The 20,701-nt window shown below is 54.2% G+C and carries 14 protein-coding genes and 3 tRNA genes; 16 read left to right on the top strand and 1 reads right to left on the bottom strand.

The annotated features are described in order from the left end of the window. Positions 1–135 precede the first annotated feature (135 nt). Positions 136–765 (bottom strand): orotate phosphoribosyltransferase, encoded by a 630-nt coding sequence (gene pyrE / locus Q0Z93_RS01645; RefSeq protein WP_298061931.1) that lies wholly within the window; start codon positions 763–765, stop codon positions 136–138. A gap of 155 nt (positions 766–920) precedes the next feature. Between pyrE and Q0Z93_RS01650 the strand changes: the two genes are divergently transcribed. The 16 genes from Q0Z93_RS01650 to Q0Z93_RS01725 all read left to right on the top strand — a co-directional run bounded on the left by Q0Z93_RS01650 (position 921) and on the right by Q0Z93_RS01725 (position 20,526). Then, positions 921–1,424, top strand: coding sequence for an NUDIX hydrolase (locus tag Q0Z93_RS01650; protein ID WP_298061933.1), 504 nt, complete (start codon positions 921–923; stop codon positions 1,422–1,424). A gap of 631 nt (positions 1,425–2,055) precedes the next feature. Then, positions 2,056–2,709 (top strand): S24 family peptidase, encoded by a 654-nt coding sequence (locus Q0Z93_RS01655; protein WP_298061937.1) that lies wholly within the window; start codon positions 2,056–2,058, stop codon positions 2,707–2,709. A gap of 148 nt (positions 2,710–2,857) precedes the next feature. Then, a tRNA-Tyr gene (locus Q0Z93_RS01660) sits at positions 2,858–2,939 on the top strand. 409 nt (positions 2,940–3,348) lie between these two features. Beyond that, positions 3,349–3,421: transfer RNA gene (locus tag Q0Z93_RS01665), tRNA-Gly, on the top strand. Between the two features lie 47 nt (positions 3,422–3,468). Further along, the gene (gene tuf / locus Q0Z93_RS01670) at positions 3,469–4,656 is read left to right on the top strand and encodes an elongation factor Tu (RefSeq protein WP_298061939.1); all 1,188 of its coding nucleotides are present in this window, start codon (positions 3,469–3,471) and stop codon (positions 4,654–4,656) included. 102 nt (positions 4,657–4,758) lie between these two features. Further along, positions 4,759–4,832 (top strand) — tRNA-Trp (locus Q0Z93_RS01675). A 41-nt stretch (positions 4,833–4,873) separates the two neighbouring features. Further along, positions 4,874–5,341 (top strand): hypothetical protein, encoded by a 468-nt coding sequence (locus Q0Z93_RS01680; RefSeq protein WP_298061941.1) that lies wholly within the window; start codon positions 4,874–4,876, stop codon positions 5,339–5,341. 53 nt (positions 5,342–5,394) lie between these two features. Next, positions 5,395–5,583, top strand: a complete 189-nt coding sequence (gene secE, locus Q0Z93_RS01685; RefSeq protein WP_298061943.1) for a preprotein translocase subunit SecE — start codon at positions 5,395–5,397, stop codon at positions 5,581–5,583. A 42-nt stretch (positions 5,584–5,625) separates the two neighbouring features. Beyond that, positions 5,626–6,189, top strand: coding sequence for a transcription termination/antitermination protein NusG (gene nusG / locus Q0Z93_RS01690; protein ID WP_298061945.1), 564 nt, complete (start codon positions 5,626–5,628; stop codon positions 6,187–6,189). Between the two features lie 23 nt (positions 6,190–6,212). Next, on the top strand, positions 6,213–6,662 hold the full coding sequence (rplK, locus tag Q0Z93_RS01695) for a 50S ribosomal protein L11 (protein WP_298061947.1): 450 nt from the start codon (positions 6,213–6,215) through the stop codon (positions 6,660–6,662). A gap of 21 nt (positions 6,663–6,683) precedes the next feature. Beyond that, a complete protein-coding gene (gene rplA, locus Q0Z93_RS01700) occupies positions 6,684–7,373 on the top strand; it encodes a 50S ribosomal protein L1 (protein ID WP_298061949.1) in 690 nt (229 codons plus the stop codon). A 26-nt stretch (positions 7,374–7,399) separates the two neighbouring features. Next, positions 7,400–7,930, top strand: coding sequence for a 50S ribosomal protein L10 (gene rplJ / locus Q0Z93_RS01705; protein ID WP_298061951.1), 531 nt, complete (start codon positions 7,400–7,402; stop codon positions 7,928–7,930). A 253-nt stretch (positions 7,931–8,183) separates the two neighbouring features. Next, positions 8,184–8,561: a 50S ribosomal protein L7/L12 gene (gene rplL, locus Q0Z93_RS01710; protein ID WP_298061953.1), complete on the top strand. Its 378-nt coding sequence runs from the start codon at positions 8,184–8,186 to the stop codon at positions 8,559–8,561. A 618-nt stretch (positions 8,562–9,179) separates the two neighbouring features. Next, positions 9,180–13,034 carry a DNA-directed RNA polymerase subunit beta gene (gene rpoB / locus Q0Z93_RS01715; protein WP_298061955.1) on the top strand — a complete coding sequence of 1,285 codons (3,855 nt, stop codon included), beginning with the start codon at positions 9,180–9,182 and terminating at the stop codon, positions 13,032–13,034. A 393-nt stretch (positions 13,035–13,427) separates the two neighbouring features. Next, on the top strand, positions 13,428–17,672 hold the full coding sequence (gene rpoC, locus Q0Z93_RS01720; protein WP_298061957.1) for a DNA-directed RNA polymerase subunit beta': 4,245 nt from the start codon (positions 13,428–13,430) through the stop codon (positions 17,670–17,672). A 499-nt stretch (positions 17,673–18,171) separates the two neighbouring features. Further along, on the top strand, positions 18,172–20,526 hold the full coding sequence (locus tag Q0Z93_RS01725) for an FtsX-like permease family protein (RefSeq protein WP_298061959.1): 2,355 nt from the start codon (positions 18,172–18,174) through the stop codon (positions 20,524–20,526). The last annotated feature ends 175 nt before the right edge of the window (positions 20,527–20,701 follow it).

Below are 20,701 nucleotides of genomic sequence, written 5' to 3' on the forward strand. Positions count from 1 at the left end.
AAGAAAGTGCAATGCAAGAGGACTGCGGAGCCTAAGGAGTAGCGTAGCTATCTGAAAGTTTCTTTGGTTCTTTCTTTTCAAAGAAAGAACAGTCACTCACAGTAGGGTAAAGATTAAACGAACGGTTATAAAAACTTAACGTCCCCACGTATCCGGCGCCTTGCGCCACTCGCGCAGCGTCGCCATATCCTCCGGCGCGATATAATTTTGTTCCGCCGCCAGTTCGATCAGCGTACTGTAATTCGACAACGTATTCAGTTCCACCCCCGCCTTCTCGAAATTCGCCGCCGCCGTCGGGAAGCCGTAAGTGAAAATCGCCACCATCCCCAAGACCTCGCACCCCGCCGCCCGAAGCGCCTCCACCGCTTTCAGGGAACTGCCCCCCGTAGAAATCAAGTCCTCGACCACCACCACCTTCGCCCCCGGCTCGAAATAGCCCTCGACCTGATTGGCCATCCCATGATCCTTCGGCGCCGAGCGCACATAGATAAAAGGTTTCCCCAGCTCTTCCGCCGCCAGCACCCCGCAGGCGATCGCCCCCGTCGCCACCCCCGCGATCACCTCCGTCTGCGGATATTTTTCCGCGATAAGAGCCGCAAAAGCCCGGTAGATCTCTTTGCGGGCCGCCGGATAAGAGAGTGTCTTGCGGTTGTCGCAGTAGATAGGCGAGCGCCAGCCGCTGGCCCACGTAAACGGATTTGCAGGGCTGAGTTTTATTGCCTTAATTTGCAACAGTGTTTGTGCAATCTTTTTGCCGGTTTCCATCGTCTATGAGAAAAGTCTATTATTTGGATAACGTAGTCGCCTTCGGCACACCTCATGAATGTACCGCCTTATCCGCATCGGCCGAAACTTCGTGGCTCGTCATGGATGCCAGTGCTTTGGGCGCAGAGACGGAGGTCGCGCTCGGTTTAACAAATTTGCAGAGAATTTTCGAGACTGCCAAATCCGTGGCTTTCGTTTCGCCTGACGAGGAGAGCTCTGACCGGCTTTTTGCTCAATTTGCGGCGCAGTTCGTTCCGGTCGAGGCGGGGGGGGGACTGGTCGCTTCGCCGCGGGACGAGGTGCTGATGATTTTCCGAAACGGCCGTTGGGACTTGCCTAAAGGGAAATTGGAACCGAACGAGGAGATTGCGGAGTGTGCCGTGCGGGAGGTGGAGGAGGAGTGCGGTGTTTCCGGTCTGAAGTTGGGCAAGCTCCTGACGCGGACTTATCATTTGTACGAGATGTACGGCAAGTGGATGCTCAAGCGGACGACGTGGTTCGCCATGCGGCACGACGGGGACGGGGAGCTGGTGCCGCAGACTGAGGAGGGGATCACGGATATCCGCTGGATTGCGCCGGATAATTTGTGTTCGTATGTGGAAAATACTTACCCTACGATTCGGGAAGTCTTCGCCGCTGCCAAACGTATCTCATTTTAACCGTAGGTTTGTTTTGCACTGTGCCGTATGGGACTGTCGCTTTCTTGAAAGAAAGGCCCCATCGGGGCTTTCCGGGCTGTAACTACCCTAATCCTTAGGCTCCGCAGTCTTCTTGCATTGCGTTTGCTTTGGGCCGGAGCAATAGACCGCTCTTTAATATTGCGATCCTTTGGATCGCCGACCGCAGCGCCCAGCGGCGAAGCCGCTCGGGGGGTGGGCGCGAGGTCGAACTGAGATGCAGTAGAGCGGTCTATTGCTCCCGGCCCAAGAGGATCGAAAACAAGGGTATCCGGCAGACTCAAGAGATGCGTTAGCATCTCAGAAAGTTTTTCTGGTTCTCTTTGTTCACAAAGAGAACAGTTCCCTCCCGACCACGTACAAGAAAACCGAAAAGAAAAAATGACGCCTCCCGGGTGCGAGCCGGGAGGCGTTCAGGATAGATAAACTAACGATAAGTGTAAGTGAATGGAATAAGTGGTTTGTATAAATTATTGTATAGTCGGAGATAGTGTATATATTTGTAAATCAAGTTTGAGAGAGGTGTGCGAGACCTCTTTCGACATGCAAATTTCAATATTATATTGCAAATATGCAAGATTAAATTGTATTTGCAAAATATTCGACGAAAAAAATGACAGATTGGCAAAGACTGGAACAGGTGATCAAGTGGACGGGATTGTCCACCAACGCCTTTGCCGTCGGCATCGGATTGAAACGGAGCGAGAACCTGTACCAGATCAAACGGGGAAACAACGGTATCAGTAAAGATTTGGCCGAGCTGATCACGTTGAAATATCCGGCGGTGAACCGGTCGTGGCTGTTGACGGGCGACGGGGAGATGTTCGCGGGAAATGCGGCCGGCGAACCGGCCTCTCCGGCTGGGATGGCGGGACGGGGGATACCTTATTATAATACGGATGCGATCCGGCTCGTTTGCCAGATGCAGGGTAAGGTGCCGGCGCAGTATATCCACGTGCCGGGCTTCGGCGACTGCGATCTGGCGGCTGCCGTGACGGGAGATGCCATGGCACCGGAGGTGCCGGCGGGGGCGATCGTGGCCCTGAAAGAGGTGAATCCGGCGGAGGCGGTGCTGCCGGGCGAGATCTATCTGGCGGTGACGCCGGAGTTTGCGTTGATGCGGTATGTAAAACTCGACCGGAAGATTTCGGACGGGCTGTGGCTCCTGCCTCCGGCAGACTCGGACGAGGAGCCTGTAGGGATCCGCCGGGGACGTCTGCAACGGCTCTATCTGGTCAAAGGAATCATCATTCACAAGGTTTTATGACCCCGGGTGAGACGGCAAAAAGGGCTAATGGATTGAAAAAAAGAGGATAAAGCCTGAAAAAGTTTGCAAATTCAAAACCATTGCCTATCTTTGTCGTCCGAAATGCCTTTTGCGGGGCTTCCTGCGTTATTTTGAACGATTGATTTCCGGGCGGATACCAGAGTGGCCAAATGGGGCAGACTGTAAATCTGCTGTCTTCGACTTCGGTGGTTCGAATCCATCTCCGCCCACAAAGATTTCTTTGAAATGAAGATGGCCGTCGGCCTTTTTGTTTTGTCGGATAATCCCGCCGCAAGCTTGCTTGCAAGGCCGGAGATGATCCGACAAAACAAAGACAGAACCGGGGTTCTGCGTCATTTCAAAGAAATCTTTGTAGGGGCCCTGCCGGGAGACAATGGATAACGGCGCGGATGCGACGTAATCCTCTCCGCCTTATAAAAAAGAATAGGCCTGCCGGGAAGCGGATGAATTCTTTCCGCCTTTAAAGGGTTGATCCTCCCCGCCTTATGCGACCCGACGGGTCGCGCGATTGCCACCACTTACGTGGCGGGGAACGGCCCGGCAGAGCCCGTTGCTTACGCCGCCGGAGACCGCGGTCGGGCAAACCGAAAATTATATGCAAAGAATAAACACACATAAGCGGAAGTAGCTCAGTCGGTAGAGCATTAGCCTTCCAAGCTAAGGGTCGCGGGTTCGAATCTCGTCTTCCGCTCTTTATTATAAGAAAGATTAAAAACACAATTTAAACGCTTACAACCCATGGCAAAAGAAAAATTCGACCGGTCGAAACCGCACGTGAACATCGGTACCATCGGTCACGTCGATCACGGTAAAACTACGCTGACCGCAGCGATCACCACCGTTCTGGCGAAGAAAGGGCTGTCCGAACTGCGCTCGTTCGACTCGATCGACAACGCCCCGGAAGAAAAAGAACGCGGGATCACGATCAACACCTCCCACGTGGAATATTCGACGGCTACGCGGCACTATGCCCATGTAGACTGCCCGGGCCACGCCGACTATGTCAAGAACATGGTTACGGGTGCGGCGCAGATGGACGGTGCCATCCTGGTAGTGGCAGCGACCGACGGGCCGATGCCCCAGACCAACGAACACGTCCTCTTGGCACGTCAGGTGAACGTACCGCGCATCGTGGTCTTCCTGAACAAATGCGATATGGTCGACGACCCGGAAATGCTCGACCTCGTCGAACTCGAAGTGCGCGACCTGCTCAGCAAATACGAATTTGACGGCGACAACGCTCCGATTATCCGCGGTTCCGCACTCGGCGCTTTGAACGGCGAAGCACAGTGGGAAGAAAAAATCATGGAACTGATGGATGCTGTCGACAGCTACATCCCGATTCCGCCGCGCGACAACGAAAAACCCTTCCTGATGCCGGTCGAAGACGTATTCTCGATCACCGGACGTGGAACAGTATTGACCGGTCGTGTCGAAACCGGCGTGATCCGCGTAGGCGATGAAGTCGAAATCGTCGGCCTCGGGGAAAAAGCTAAGAAATCGGTATGTACCGGTGTCGAAATGTTCCGCAAACTCTTGGATGAAGGGGAAGCGGGGGACAATGTCGGGCTGTTGATGCGCGGTATCGACAAGAAAGAAGTGAAACGAGGGATGGTTGTTGCCAAACCGGGCTCGATCACCCCGCACACCAAGTTCAAGGCAGAAGTCTACATCCTGAAGAAGGAAGAAGGCGGACGTCATACCCCGTTCCACAACAAATATCGGCCGCAGTTCTACCTGCGTACCTTGGACGTGACCGGCGAAGTGCAGCTGCCGGACGGCGTCGAAATGGTTATGCCGGGGGACAACGTGACCATTACCGTGGAACTGATCTACCCGGTGGCTATCAACGTCGGGTTGCGCTTTGCAATTCGCGAAGGCGGCCGTACGGTTGGTGCAGGGCAGATTACCGAAATCATCGCGTAGTTTCTTGCGGATATTTCGTCATTCCGTGTCCTTCCGGACAAGGGGAGGGGCGAATATCGCAGACTGTCACAGGCGGCGCGCAACGTTCGCGCCGCCTTATTTAGGGGTGTAGTTCAAGGGCAGAATAGCGGTCTCCAAAACCGTTGATGGGAGTTCGAATCTCTCCACCCCTGCCATCTCGCCGGCCTTCGGGCCGGAGACTTTAAATACAACTGGGATGAAAAAAATCTACTTTGTTCTTTGCGCATTGCTCGTAATGGGGCTGTCGAGCAACCGGGCTGAGGCCAGGATGACGATCCTTTATGGAAATGGGCCGGAATTCGAGCGGATGTACGATCTGCCGGACTCGTTGGTCTCGGAAGAGGGGAACCCGCTGGAGTTCGGGGTGACATTCGACCAGTTCTCGCTGTTCTACGTGCCGATCTGGAACTACGGACAGACGGAATACGCGGTCTACGACTCGAAAGCGAAGACGATCTATGAACTCGACGAGGAAGACGTGGCCGCTTTTAAAGAAGAATACGGATGGGAGCTGCCGGAAAAGCCGAGCTTGTCGTTCTGGAATCGTATCGGCGGCAAACTGGTTCTGCTGGCGGTGGCGGCGGCTTTGCTCGGGATCTGGATGTGGAAGAGACGAAGCGAAGATACGCAAGAACAGCAGCCGGAAACGGCGCAGGCAAATTAGTCGAATCATCGGGTGGAGAGGGGCGCCTCTCCGTTTGGAATTGCAACTGAACTATGAAGGCGACTTACGTAAAAGAAGCATATAACGAACTGGTCCACAAAGTGACCTGGCCGAGCTGGAGCTCGCTCCAGAACAGCGCGATCGTGGTCATGATCGCTTCCCTGATCCTCGCACTGATCATTCTGGCCATGGATATCAGCTTTGAGACCATCATGAAGGGCATATACAGTATCCTGTATTAGTATTCTTCGGAAGTAGGATTGTATTATTTTTAGCACTGGGAAATGAGCAACGGAGAAAAACCGGTCATGGAATGGTACGTCATACGTGCCATCGGCGGTAAGGAAAAAAAGGTCAAAGAATATCTCGAATCCGAGATCCGCACTTTGCACCTCGAAGACCATATCGCCCAAGTGCTGATCCCTACGGAAAAAGTCTACCAGGTGCGGAACGGTAAGAAAATTACCAAAGAACGCATCTCGTACCCGGGATACGTATTAGTCCAGGCAGCCTTAGTGGGCGAAATACCGCATATCTTGCGGAATGCACCGAACGTGCTCGGTTTTCTGAGCGACACCAAAGAATCCACCTTGCAGGCCACACCTCTCAGGCCGCAGGAAGTCAGTCGGATTCTGGGTCGGGTGGACGAGCTGGCCACGCAGGAGGAAGAAAACGAAACTCCGTACGTGGAAGGCGAATCTGTCAAGGTGATCGACGGACCTTTTGCTTCCTTCGTCGGCACCATCGAGAAAGTCGACAACGAACGGAAAAAACTGCAGGTTTCCGTCAAGATATTCGGGCGTAAAACTCCGATGGAACTGAGTTTTATGCAAGTGGAAAAAGAGTAGTAACCGTTTTTTAGACGCAAATTATGGCCAAAGAAGTTGCAGGTTTCATCAAACTGCAAATCAAAGGCGGCGCGGCGAACCCTTCGCCGCCCGTAGGACCTGCCTTGGGTTCCAAGGGGGTCAATATCATGGAGTTCTGCAAACAGTTCAACGCCAAGACGCAGGACAAGGCTGGAAAGGTTTTGCCGGTGGTGATCACGGTCTACAGCGACAAGTCGTTCGACTTCATCGTCAAACAGCCGCCGGTGGCTGTACAGCTGAAAGAAGCGGCGAAGATTCAGTCGGGATCGGCAGAACCGAACCGGAAAAAAGTGGCGTCGGTGACCTGGGAACAGATCGAAGCCATCGCAAAGGAAAAGATGGCCGACATGAACTGCTTCACCGTCGAATCCGCCATGCGGATGGTGGCCGGGACTGCCAGAAGCATGGGGATCAATGTGACCGGCGAATTTCCGAAAAACAACAACAATTAAGGGTGAGGAGGAGCATACGCTATGAAATTGACCAAAAATAGAAAAGCAGTCCTCGCCAAAGTGGAACCGGGTAAGGTGCACAAAGTCGAAGAGGCGGCCGCACTGCTGAAAGAAATTACCTTCACGAAGTTCGATGCGTCGGTGGATATCGATGTCCGGCTCGGGGTCGATCCGCGGAAAGCGAACCAGATGGTGCGCGGGGTCGTGACCTTGCCGCATGGGACGGGAAAGGTCGTGCGGGTCTTGGTACTCTGCTCGCCGGATAAGGAAGCGGAGGCGACGGCTGCGGGGGCGGACTTTGTCGGACTGGAAGAATATGTCGAAAAGATCAAAGGCGGATGGACGGATGTCGATGTCATTATCTGTACGCCGAACGTGATGGCCAAGGTGGGGGCGCTGGGGCGGATCCTCGGGCCGCGCGGCCTGATGCCGAACCCGAAAACCGGGACTGTCACGATGGAAGTCGGAAAGGCCGTCGAAGAAGTCAAAGCCGGGAAAATCGACTTCAAGGTCGATAAGTTCGGGATCGTGCACACTTCGATCGGGAAAGTATCGTTCGATGCCAAACAGATCGAAGAAAATGCAAAAGAATTCTTGCGGACCATTCTGAAGCTCAAACCGGCGGCTGCCAAAGGGACTTACGTCAAGAGTATTTATCTCTCGACCACGATGAGTCCGGGGCTGCAGATCGATGCCAAATCCGTAGACTAATCGACTAATCCATAAGACACTGAGAGATGAGAAAGGAAGAAAAATCCGAAGTAATCAAGAGTTTAGCCGATCAGCTCGGAAGCTATACCCATTTCTACTTAGCCGATATTTCGGGCATGAACGCGGAACAGACCGCAGCGCTGCGGCGCTCATGCTTTGAAAAGGACGTGCGGCTGATCGTAGTGAAGAACACTTTGCTGGGAAAAGCGCTGGAACAGACCGGCAAGGCGGATGCGGAATTAGTGAGCGTCTTGGAAGGGTCTACTTCCATCATGTTCTCCAATACCGGAAATGCACCGGCCAAACTGATCAAAGCCTTCCGGAAAGATAAAGGGGGGGATAAACCGATACTCAAGGCGGCTTATGTCGATGAGTGCGTCTACATGGGGGAAACCTCGCTGGATACACTCGTCAATATCAAGTCTCGCGAAGAACTCATCGGGGATATTATCAACCTGCTGCAATCGCCGGCCAAGAACGTGATCTCGGCTTTGCAGGGATCTGCAGGCGGGAAGATCTCCGGGCTGGTCAAGGCACTCGAAAACCGGGCGCAGTAACTCTGCTTTTTTGGGGGAGGGCCGGTGTGAGTATATTTTATGCCGCCACCCCGAAAAAGATTACTTCAAACAACAAACCCGTTTGTGACCCGAAGAAGAGGGGCGCGACTCCGAGTAGCCCGTTTGAGGCCGTGACAGACTTCCACCTCCTTTCACACGGAGAAAGTCGGCCGGGCGGACGAAAGGCAGCGGTAAAATCCCTCGGAAGGAAACAAACAAGCAATTTTAATAACTTTTTTAAACAATAACCGAGATGGCAGACATCAAAGCACTGGCGGAATCGCTGGTAAACTTGACCGTAAAAGAAGTAAACGAACTCGCTACGATCCTCAAGGACGAATATGGCATCGAACCGGCAGCTGCGGCTGTGGCTGTAGCGGCTCCGGCAGCGGGCGGCGAAGCTGGTGGTGCGGCTGAAAAGAGCTCGTTCGACGTGATCCTCAAATCGGGCGGACAGGCTAAACTTCAGGTCGTTAAAATCGTGAAGGAACTCACCGGCCTCGGCTTGAAAGAAGCCAAAGACTTGGTAGACGGCGCTCCGAAAGCGGTCAAAGAAGGCGTCTCGAAAGAAGAAGCCGAAGCGCTGAAAGCTCAGCTCGAAGAAGCTGGTGCTGAAGTGGAACTGAAGTAAGGCCTTCTTCCGATCTTTTCAGGGCTTAGCTTATCGGTTCTTGGCTAATGTGCTGAGAATGAACGCCCTGAGAACGAAAAACGGTGTAAAGCTCACACTCTGTGGGCTTTGCACCTTTTTCTGGTTTTATTCCTTTTGTTTGTTCTTTGAGAAACCGTACGGAACCGTCCCTTTCTTGAAAGAAAGGGACCCAAAGAACTTTCGGGAATGCTATCGCATTCCATGGGCTGCCGTAGTCAAGAGCCTTGGGGACTTTCGTATTTGGGGTAGTGCTTTTTTAGGGGCGCTTAATGTGCCTAAAACAAAGGCGCCCCTAAAAAGCCTACCCCAAGTCACAAGCTCGAAGCCATTGGCTGAGAACGGTCATGCGATACGCAGTATCGCCCAAAAGTTTTTGGTGCCGCTTTTTACAAAAAGCGGCAGTCCTGTACCGTATTCAAAGAAAAACACAGGTACCTCGAAAAAGGAAGCAGAGCAGAGGTGTATGGCCGCAAAGCTAAAGGCAGTCCGTACATGAAACACTCCGGCCTCCTATCCGAAACAGCCTGTATAAACAATCGTTCCGGAATCCCATTTAGCGCTGTTCAGAAATAATTTACTCATTCCGTAAAAACGAACATGCCAGCCAACACAACCAACACGGCCGCTGCTGTTTCGACCGCAGGGCGGAAACCGCAACGCGTCAGCTTCGCCTCGTCCAATCTTAGGATGGACTATCCCGACTTTTTGGAGGTGCAGCTCAAATCATTCAAAGACTTCTTCCAACTCGAGACCACAGCCGAAAACCGGCTCGACGAAGGACTCTATAAAGTATTTATGGAGAACTTCCCGATCACCGACACCCGGAATAACTTCGTACTCGAATTCATCGACTACTATATCGACCCGCCGAGATACTCCATCGACGAATGCTTGGAGCGGGGACTGACCTACAGCGTGCCGCTGAAAGCAAAACTTAAGCTCTACTGTACCGACCCGGAACACGAAGACTTCGATCCCGTGATCCAGGATGTTTACTTCGGCGCCGTGCCGTATATGACCCCAAGAGGGACATTCGTGATTAACGGGGCGGAACGGGTGATTGTTTCGCAGCTGCACCGGTCGCCCGGGGTATTCTTCGGGCAGAGCATGCACTCCAATGGGACCAAGCTCTACAGCGCGCGGATCATTCCTTTCAAAGGCTCTTGGATCGAATTTGCGACGGACATCAATAATGTCATGTACGCTTATATCGACCGGAAAAAGAAATTGCCGGTGACGACTTTGCTGCGCGCCATCGGGTTCGAGAGCGACCGGCAGATCCTCGAGATTTTCGACCTGGCGGATGAGATCAAAGTCAATAAAGCCAACCTCAAAAAGGCAGTAGGGCGGAAACTCGCGGCGCGGGTGTTGAAATCGTGGACGGAAGACTTCGTCGATGAGGACACGGGCGAAGTCGTGTCCATCGAACGGAACGAAATCATTATCGACCGCGAGACGGTCTTGGGGGAAGAACATATCGACGACATCCTCGAATCGGGCGAGAAATCGCTGCTTTTGCATAAGGAACAGGCATCGGCAAGTGATTACTCCATCGTGTACAACACCTTGCAGAAAGACCCGTGCAATTCGGAAAAGGAAGCCGTGGTTTATATCTATCGGCAGCTGCGCAACTCCGAACCGCCGGACGAAGCGACGGCAAGGGACGTGATCGACAAGCTGTTTTTCTCGGACAAACGGTACGACCTCGGCGATGTGGGGCGGTTCCGGATCAACAAGAAACTGGGGCTGGACATTCCGAGCGAAGTCAAAGTTTTGACGCGCGAAGATATGATCGCCATTATCAAGTACCTCATACAGCTCATCAACTCGAAGACCGATGTGGACGATATCGACCACCTGTCCAATCGGCGGGTGCGGACTGTGGGGGAACAGCTGGCCAATCAGTTCAGCGTCGGGTTTGCGCGGATGGCGAGAACCATTCGCGAACGGATGAACGTGCGGGACAACGAAGTGTTCACCCCGGTGGATTTGATTAACGCCAAGACCTTGTCCTCTGTGATCAACTCGTTCTTCGGAACCAATCAATTGTCGCAGTTTATGGACCAGACCAATCCGCTGGCGGAACTGACCCATAAGCGGCGGTTGTCGGCCTTGGGGCCGGGCGGGTTGTCACGGGAACGGGCCGGGTTTGAAGTGCGGGACGTGCACTATACGCATTACGGGCGGCTGTGCCCGATCGAAACCCCGGAAGGGCCGAACATCGGGTTGATCTCGTCCTTGTGCGTGTTCGCCAAGATCAGCGACATGGGCTTTATCGAAACCCCGTACCGCAGTGTGTCGGAGGGGAAGGTGGACACCGACAACTCGCACATCCGGTTCTATAGCGCGGAAGAAGAGGAAGGCCTCGTGATTGCGCAGGCGGAAGCGACCGTGGCGGGAGACGGAACCTTGACCGACGAACAGATCAAGGCCAGATTGGATGGAGACTTCCCTGTCGTGACACCGGCTCAGGTACAGTTGATGGACGTGGCGCCGAATCAGATCGCCTCGATTGCGGCCTCCTTGATTCCGTTCCTCGAGCATGACGACGCGAACCGGGCATTGATGGGATCGAACATGATGCGGCAGGCCGTGCCGCTGCTGCGGTCTGAAGCGCCGATCGTCGGCACCGGCCTCGAGGGGGCAGTGGTGGGGGACAGCCGGACGCAGGTCGTGGCAGAGCGCGACGGCGAAGTCGTACACTCGGACTCTACGGAAATATATATCAAATACGACCGGACGGAAGACGAAAAATTCGTCTCGTTCGATCCGGAAGTGACGGTGTACAAACTGCCGAAATACCGGAAGACCAACCAAAGCACCTCCATTACCTTGAAACCGATGGTGCGCCAGGGAGATCGGGTGACCGCCGGACAGATCCTGACGCAGGGGTATGCGACGGAGAACGGGGAACTCGCTTTGGGGCGGAACCTCAAGGTGGCATTCATGCCGTGGCAGGGGTACAACTTTGAAGACGCGATCGTGATCTCCGAGCGGATGATCCGCGAAGATATTTTCACCTCCGTGCATGTCGATGAATACATTATGGAGGTGCGCGACACCAAACGGGGGGTCGAAGAACTCACGAGCGACATTCCGAATGTGAGCGAGGATGCCACCCGCGATCTGGACGAAAACGGGGTGATTCGGGTCGGTGCCAATGTGAAGCCGGGGGATATTCTGATCGGGAAGATCACGCCGAAAGGCGAGAGCGATCCGAGCCCGGAAGAAAAACTCCTGCGGGCCATCTTCGGCGACAAGGCAGGCGATGTGAAAGACGCTTCGCTCAAAGCGCAGCCGTCGCTCTACGGGGTGGTTATCGACAAGAAGCTCTTTACGCGCGCAGGCAAGGAGAGCGGGAAGAAAGGCAAACAGAGCGAAAAGGCGCAGATCGAACGCGCCGAAGCCGACTTCAACAAGGAGGTGGCTGCGTTGCGGGATATTCTGGTCTCCAAATTGTGGACACTGGTCAATGGGAAGACCTCGACCGGGGTGCAGGACTACTTCGGCATGGAAGTGATCGAAAAAGGAACCAAGTTCACGCAAAAGACTTTGCAGGAACTCGACTACCTGAACATCAATCCGACCAAGTGGACATCCGACAAGGAGAAGAACGAGCTGATCAAGGCACTGATCAACAACTTCATTATCAAGTACAAGGAGCTGGATGCGCATCTGAAGCGGGAAAAATACAATATTACCAACGGGGACGAACTCCCGTCGGGGATTATTCAGCTGGCCAAGGTCTATATCGCCAAGAAACGGAAACTGCGTGTGGGCGACAAGATGGCCGGCCGGCACGGAAACAAGGGGATCGTGGCGAAAATCGTGCGCGACGAAGACATGCCGTTCTTGGCGGACGGGACGATTGTGGATATTGTGCTCAATCCGTTGGGTGTGCCGAGCCGTATGAACTTGGGGCAGATCTACGAAACTGTTCTGGGATGGGCAGGGCGCGAGCTGGGGATCAAGTTCGCCACGCCGATTTTCGACGGGGCGACGCTGGACGAGATCAACGAATATGCCGAAAAGGCGGGAGTTCCGCGCTCGGGCCGGACTTACCTCTACGACGGGGGCACGGGCGAAATGTTCCACCAGCCGGCGACCGTCGGGGTCATCTATATGCTGAAACTGGGGCATATGGTCGATGACAAGATGCACGCCCGCTCGATCGGGCCGTACTCGCTGATTACCCAGCAGCCGTTAGGCGGTAAGGCGCAGTTCGGGGGCCAGCGCTTCGGGGAAATGGAGGTCTGGGCGCTCGAGGCGTTCGGGGCGGCCAATATCCTGCAGGAAATCCTGACTATCAAGTCGGACGATGTCGTCGGACGGGCTAAGGCGTACGAGGCGATCGTCAAGGGCGATAATATGCCGCAGCCGGGTATTCCGGAGGCTATGAATGTGCTCCTCCACGAACTCGGCGGGCTGGGGCTTAATGTCAAACTCGAATAATCTTTCCTTCATTCGTTTGTTCTTTCTTTGTTGGTTCGAGAGAACTGCCGCTTTTTGGAAAAAGCGGCACCAAAAACTTTTGAGATAGCTACGCTACGCCTTAGGCTCCGCAATCGAATCTCTGGCATTTAGCGTTGGATAGGGCTTTCTCGGCGAGGCGCGTGCCGCTTAACTCCGGTTCGATTGTCAGGCGGCACCGCCTGCGCCGGAAAGTCCCTATCCAAAACAACAGTCAAAGAGAAATGACTACGGCAGGCCCATGCGAAACGTAAGTTTCGCCCAAAGTTTTTTTGGTTCTTTTTGTTCACAAAAAGAACAGTACCCTCAAACCATTAAAAGACAGGAATAAAAAAGAAAGAAGAAAAGGATTAATTTGAAATTAAGAGAAAGAAAATGGCATACAATAAAGATACGAAAGCCACAGGGAACTATCAGAAGATAACCATCTCATTGGCATCGCCCGAGCAGATACTCGAAAAATCGAGCGGCGAAGTACTCAAGCCCGAGACCATCAACTACCGCACCTACAAGCCCGAGCGCGACGGGCTGTTCTGCGAACGGATATTCGGGCCGGTCAAGGACTATGAGTGTCATTGCGGCAAATACAAACGCATTCGATACAAAGGGATCGTCTGCGACCGGTGCGGCGTCGAAGTAACCGAAAAGAAAGTGCGCAGGGAGCGGATGGGGCATATCCAGCTCGTGGTGCCGGTAGCGCATATCTGGTACTTCCGCTCGCTGCCCAATAAGATCGGGTACCTGCTCGGGATACCGACCAAGAAACTGGACATGATCATCTACTACGAACGATACATCGTGATCCAGAAAGGGGCGGCGGAGAATGTCGAAGAAGGGGACTTGCTCACCGAAAAAGAATACCTCGACCTGCTCGACACTTTACCTAAAGGGAATCGTGCGCTGGAAGACAGCGATCCGAACAAATTCATCGCGATGATGGGGGCCGAGGCTTTGGAACTCATGTTGCAGCGCGTGGACCTGGACGAACTCTCCTACTCGCTGCGGCACAAAGCATCGACCGAGACCTCGCAGCAGCGGAAAAGCGAAGCATTGAAACGGCTGAACGTCGTGGAAGCATTCCGAGCCAGCCGAGACGTCAACAAGCCGGAGTGGATGATCATGCGTGTCATACCGGTGATACCGCCGGAGCTGCGGCCGCTCGTGCCGCTGGACGGGGGGCGGTTCGCCACATCCGACCTCAATGACCTGTACCGGCGCGTGATTATCCGGAACAACCGCTTGAAACGATTGATCGAAATCAAGGCACCGGAGGTGATTCTCAGGAACGAGAAACGCATGTTGCAGGAAGCGGTCGACTCGCTCTTTGACAACAGCCGTAAAAGCAATGCGGTGAAGACCGAAAGCAATCGGCCGCTCAAGTCGCTCTCCGACTCGCTCAAAGGGAAACAGGGGCGGTTCCGGCAGAACTTGCTCGGGAAGCGTGTGGACTATTCGGCCCGTTCGGTCATTGTCGTCGGGCCGGAGCTGAAAATGCACGAAATGGGGATTCCGAAGGATATGGCGGCGGAACTGTACAAGCCGTTCGTCGTGCGGAAACTCATCGAACGGGGGATCGTCAAGACGGTGAAGTCGGCCAAGAAGATTATCGACCGGAAAGACCCGGTGATCTGGGATATTCTCGAAAACGTCATCAAAGGGCATCCGGTGCTGATGAACCGCGCCCCAACGCTGCACCGGCTCGGGATCCAGGCATTCCAGCCGAAACTGATCGAAGGGAAGGCATTGCAGCTGCACCCGCTGGCATGTACGGCCTTCAACGCCGACTTCGACGGCGACCAGATGGCGGTACACTTGCCGCTGGGGAATGCCGCGATTCTGGAAGCGCAGCTCTTGATGCTCGGATCGCACAACATCCTCAATCCGGCCAATGGGGCGCCGATTACCGTGCCGTCGCAGGACATGGTCCTGGGGCTGTACTACATCACCAAGCCGCGGAAAGGGGTCAAGGGCGAAGGGCTCGTGTTCTACTCGCCGGAAGAGGCGATTATCGCGAACAACGAAGGGCGGGTGGACTTGCATGCGGAAGTCAAGCTGCGGTTGGCGCCGGGGAATATTATTGACACCACGGTCGGGCGGATCATCTTCAACCAGGTGGTGCCGAAGCAGGTCGGGTATATCAACATGCTCTTGACCAAGAAATCGCTGCGGGATATTATCGGGGATGTGATGAAACAGTGCGGCGCGGCGGTTACGGCCAATTTCTTGGACGACATCAAGGCATTGGGGTATCAGATGGCCTTCCGGGGCGGGCTGAGCTTCAACCTGGATGCGGTCATCATTCCGAAAGAGAAAGAGGCATTGGTGCAGGACGGCTACAATCAGGTGGCCGAGGTGATGGAGAACTACAACATGGGGTTCATCACCAACAATGAACGGTACAACCAGATCATCGACATCTGGACGCACACCAACTCGAAACTGACCCACACGGTGCTCAAACAGCTGACCGAGGACGACCAGGGGTTCAACCCGGTATATATGATGTTGGACTCGGGGGCGCGTGGGTCTAAGGAACAGATCCGGCAGCTGTCGGGGATGCGCGGTTTGATGGCCAAGCCGCAGAAATCTACGGCCGAAGCGGCGCAGATCATCGAAAACCCGATCCTCTCCAATTTTAAGGAGGGATTGAGCGTGCTGGAGTACTTTATCTCCACCCACGGTGCCAGAAAAGGGCTGGCCGATACTGCATTGAAGACCGCCGACGCGGGGTATCTGACCCGACGGTTGGTGGATGTGGCCCAGGATGTCATTATTACCGAAGAAGACTGCGGCACGCTGCGCGGATTGCAGGCTACGGCCATCAAGCGGAACGAAGAAGTGGTGCAGTCGCTCTATGAACGGATCCTGGGGCGGACTTCGGTGCACGACATCTACAATCCGCTGAATAACGAACTGATTGTCAGGGCGGGGGAAGAGATTACCGAGGAGATTGCCAAAGCGATCGAGGAATCTCCGATCGAAATGGTCGAAATCCGCTCCGTGCTCACTTGCGAAAGCAGGAAAGGGGTGTGCGCTAAATGTTATGGGCGGAACTTGGCCACCGGACACATGGTGCAGAAAGGCGAAGTGGTCGGGGTGATCGCCGCGCAGTCCATCGGCGAGCCGGGGACGCAGCTGACGCTTCGTACGTTCCACGTCGGGGGGGTTGCCGGCGGCTCGGCGGCCGACAACAAGATCGTGGCCCGGTACGACGGGCATATCGAGATCGACGAACTCAAGATGGTCGAACGCAAGGACGATACCGGGCGGACGGTCTATATGGTGATCAGCCGGCTGGCCGATCTGCGGATCGTGGACGACAATACGGGGGCGACCTTGTACAATGCCAATCTGCCGTACGGGGCGACCTTGTATGTCAATACCGGGGACAAGGTCGCGAAAGGGGATCTGCTGTGCGAGTGGGACCCGTACAATGCGGTTATCATCAGTGAGTTCGGCGGTAAGGTGACCTTCGACAGCGTGATCGAGAACGTCACCTATCGCGAAGAGTCGGACGAAACGACCGGGTATCGCGAGAAAGTGATCATCGAATCGCGCGACAAGACCAAGAACCCGGTCATCAAGATTCTGGACAAGAGCGGCGACGAACAGAAACAGTACAACCTGCCGGTAGGGGCCCATATCGTGGTCAAGGAAAATGCCAAGGTGAATGCCGGGGACATCCTGATCAAGATTCCGCGCGCCGTGGGCAAGGCGGGGGACATTACCGGGGGGCTTCCGCGGGTTACCGAGCTGTTCGAGGCGCGGAATCCGAGCAATCCGGCGGTCGTTTCCGAAATCGACGGCGAAGTCTCGTTCGGGAAGATCAAACGCGGGAACCGCGAGATCGCTGTGACCTCACGGACGGGCGAAGTCAAGAAGTACCTCGTGCCGCTGTCGAAACAGATTCTGGTGCAGGAAAACGACTACATCCGGGCCGGGATGCCGCTCTCCGACGGGGCCATCACGCCGGAGGATATTCTCTCGATCCAGGGGCCGACCAAAGTGCAGGAATACATTGTCAATGAAATCCAGGAGGTCTACCGCATGCAAGGGGTGAAGATCAACGACAAGCACTTCGAGATCATCGTCCGTCAGATGATGAACAAGGTGCGGATCGAAGACCCGGGCGATACGCGGTTCCTGCCGGAACAGATCGTGGACAAGTGGGACTTCATGGAAGAAAACGACGACATCTACGAAAAGAAAGTCGTGACGGATGCGGGGGATTCGACAACGCTTCGGGCGGGTCAGATCGTTACGCTGCGGCAGCTGCGGGACGAAAACTCGACGCTCCGGCGCAAGGATTTGAAGGAAGTGCAGGTGCGCGATGCGGTGCCGGCGACTTCAAATCAGGTGCTGCAGGGGATTACCCGGGCGGCGTTGCAGACCAGCAGCTTCATGTCGGCGGCTTCGTTCCAGGAAACGACGAAAGTCTTGAACGAGGCGGCGATCAATGCCAAGGTCGATCCGCTCGAAAAACTCAAGGAGAATGTGATCTGCGGCCACTTGATCCCTGCGGGGACGGGGACGCGTCAGTTCCAGAATCTGATCGTCGGGCCGAAGGATGCGATGGCTTCTGCGGCGGAAGCGGCGACGGAAGGACTTGCGACGGAGTAGGGTGATTGCTTGAGGTCAAAAGTCTGTCTGTTATGTGCGCGAGGCGGACTTGCTGGGCATCAACGGCGAGTCGATCGGCAAAGTCTGTCTGTTATGTACGCGAGGTGGTTCTTTCCGGAACCGCCTCGCGTGTTTTTTGCGCCTTCGCCTTTATACTGCATTGTCCCGGCATTTTTTATCCGCGATTATCAAAAAACATTGCTAATCTACTACCGGCCTCGAAACGAGACGGTTCTGTAGCTTCATGGCATTTTGCCGGGAGGCTGCCCAATGCCGGTACAAAGGCTCATTTTGTCGAATTTCCGGGAAAACAACGCTTCCAGTGACAACCCGTTCAAAATGGGAAAAATCGAATGCTTTGCAGGCTGTTATCCCTTATAGGATAACGATATTGGACATATTTATATTTTTGTAAGTCGGAATATTGTTAATTCTCAATGTTTTAATTATTTTTAGAAAATTATCATTACACTGATTCCCACCCTACTCTAAACTAAACATGCGCATCAAGACCTTATTCCCCAGGCATAAATTGTACGTCCGGCTCAATATCTTGGGGTTCGCATTCGCATTAGCCACCGTCATATTCATCGGCCAATATGCCGTGCGGGAACTGACGATGAACATGTTCCACAAAGATGCGGAGCGGATTTACAAAATCAGCGGCTGGGGGTGTCCGTATGCTTTGGCGCCGACCATTGCGGCAGGGGTGCCGGAGATCGAAGCCATCTCCAATGTCGCCGGCAGACCTTATCTGACTTCGATCAGACGGCCGGATCAACCGGAACAGGAAGTATATACCCAGGAAGGATTGCTGGAAGTCGACCCCGGCTTTTTCGACGTCTTTTCTTTCCAGATCATCCGGGGAGATCGCCGGAACCCTTTCCCTGACGCCAATTCGGTCGTGCTGACCGAAACTACGGCCAAGGTGCTGTTCGGCGATCAGGATCCCATCGGACAGGCTGTGACCATTAGCGACTATCGTCAGGGTGTCGTTACGGCGGTTACGGCCGATGTGCCTTTAAACTCGTCGATCCGCTTTTCCATGATACTCCCGCTCAATCCCCGGGAAGTACTGTACGACGGGATGACATTGGGCCAAGACTGGCACCGGTGGCAATATGAAATCTTCGCCAAAGTCCGGGACGGGCAGGATATAGCGGCATTGAATGCCAAGATACAGGAAGTCGTCCGCAAAAACGGCAACCTGCAATACGAAGTGGAACGGGTGGTGTGCTACCCGCTTTCGGATGTCTATTTCAACTACGCAGACCTGTTCACCGCTTTCAAAGGGGGGAATCACAAACAAGTCATGTCCATGATCTGGGTCGGGATCATCATCCTGCTGCTGGCGATCGTCAACTTCTTCAATTTGTCTACGGCACAGGGGATGATGCGCGCCAAAGAGATCGGACTGCGGAAAGTGAACGGCGCCACGCGCAGGATGTTGATCGTCCGATTCCTCGGCGAATCCATCCTAATGACTTTTTGCGCGATGCTGTTGGCGCTGATTATTGTCAATCTGCTGATGCCGTATTTCAGCGGATTGGCCGGGATTCGCTATCCGTTCATCTGGATGAACAACCTCTGGCAATGGGGGTTATTAATCGGCGGGACATTAGTCGTCGGGATTATTGCCGGCAGCTATCCGGCCTTTTACCTCAGTTCGCTCGACCCCATCCATGCGCTTTATACCGGTCGCATGCGGAACGGGCGCGGAGTAATGCTGTTCCGCCAGATACTCATCGTCGTTCAACTGATCGCCTCGATCGGAGTGATTGCCTGCACGCTGGTCATTTCGGCACAACTCAACCACCTGAGAACCAAAGATCTCGGGTTCGACAAAGAGCAGATCGTCTGCATCGGGATGGATGAAATCATATACCAGCACCGGCAGGCTTTCTTCTCGGAACTCCGACAACTGCCTTTCGTGCAAAATATCAGTATTACCCAAGGGGTGGTGGGGAATATCGATATAGGCGGGAAGTTGCAGGGCCGCTATCAGGAAGAGAAAAAGGAAATCTGGAGCAAATTCCTGTATGTCGATACCGCTTTCTTTTCGACTTTCGGCGTCGAGATGATACATGGGGATACCCGGTTCCGGGAAGACAGAACGAACGTGATCCTCAATGAATCCGCGATGACGTCATTGCAGGCGGAAGACTATGAGCAGCTCTATATTCAGCAGGAAACGGGCGACGATCCGAATATTCCGCTGTTGAAGATCGCCGGCGTCTGCCGCAACTTCAACTTCAAACCTTTGCGGCAGGGGGTCGAACCGCTGACTATTTTCGTTGTCCCGATTCCGGCCGGGCTGATCAATGTCAGGGTCGAAATGTCTTCCGTGGAAGATATTCAACGGGTATTCGGCGAGATCGAAGCGGTTTATAACCAGTTCAACCCTTCGGAACCGCTTCAGATTGATATGTTGGATACGTATCTGTCCCGACTCTATCACTCGGAGCAGCGTTTCAAAACCATCTTCACTATTTTTTCCGTTCTGGCGGTGGGGATCTCGTGCTTCGGCATATTCGGCCTGATCGTCTTCTCGAATGCCCGGAGAAAAAAGGAGATCGGCGTGCGGAAGGTCCAGGGGGCTACCTCGGGGCAGATTGTGGCTCTGCTCATAGGCAATTACTTGATCTATGTAGGGATCGCATTCCTGGTGGCGACACCGATTGCTTATTATGTCATGTCGCAATGGCTCCGGAGCTATCCGTATAAGATTACCCTGCACCCGGGATTTTTTATCGGCGGCGGCATCATTATTCTGATCGTGGTTCTCCTGACCGTAGGGCTCCAGAGTTGGCGGGCGGCAACGGTCAATCCGGTCCGGTCGCTGCGTTCGGAATAGGATTTGGGGCGGAGGAGCGTTTGTTCCATTCCCGTGAATCGGGAAAGCTCCCGCCGAATTTATACAACGAGGCGGGCCGGAACAGCCTGGTTAAATACCGACGGGAAACTGTTGACAAATCGGTTCGGTTGGCTTACATTTGCAGCGAAAAAATCAAAAATTATCAAATCGATTT

Source organism: uncultured Rikenella sp. (assembly GCF_947628055.1).
In the GTDB taxonomy this organism is placed as follows: domain Bacteria; phylum Bacteroidota; class Bacteroidia; order Bacteroidales; family Rikenellaceae; genus Rikenella.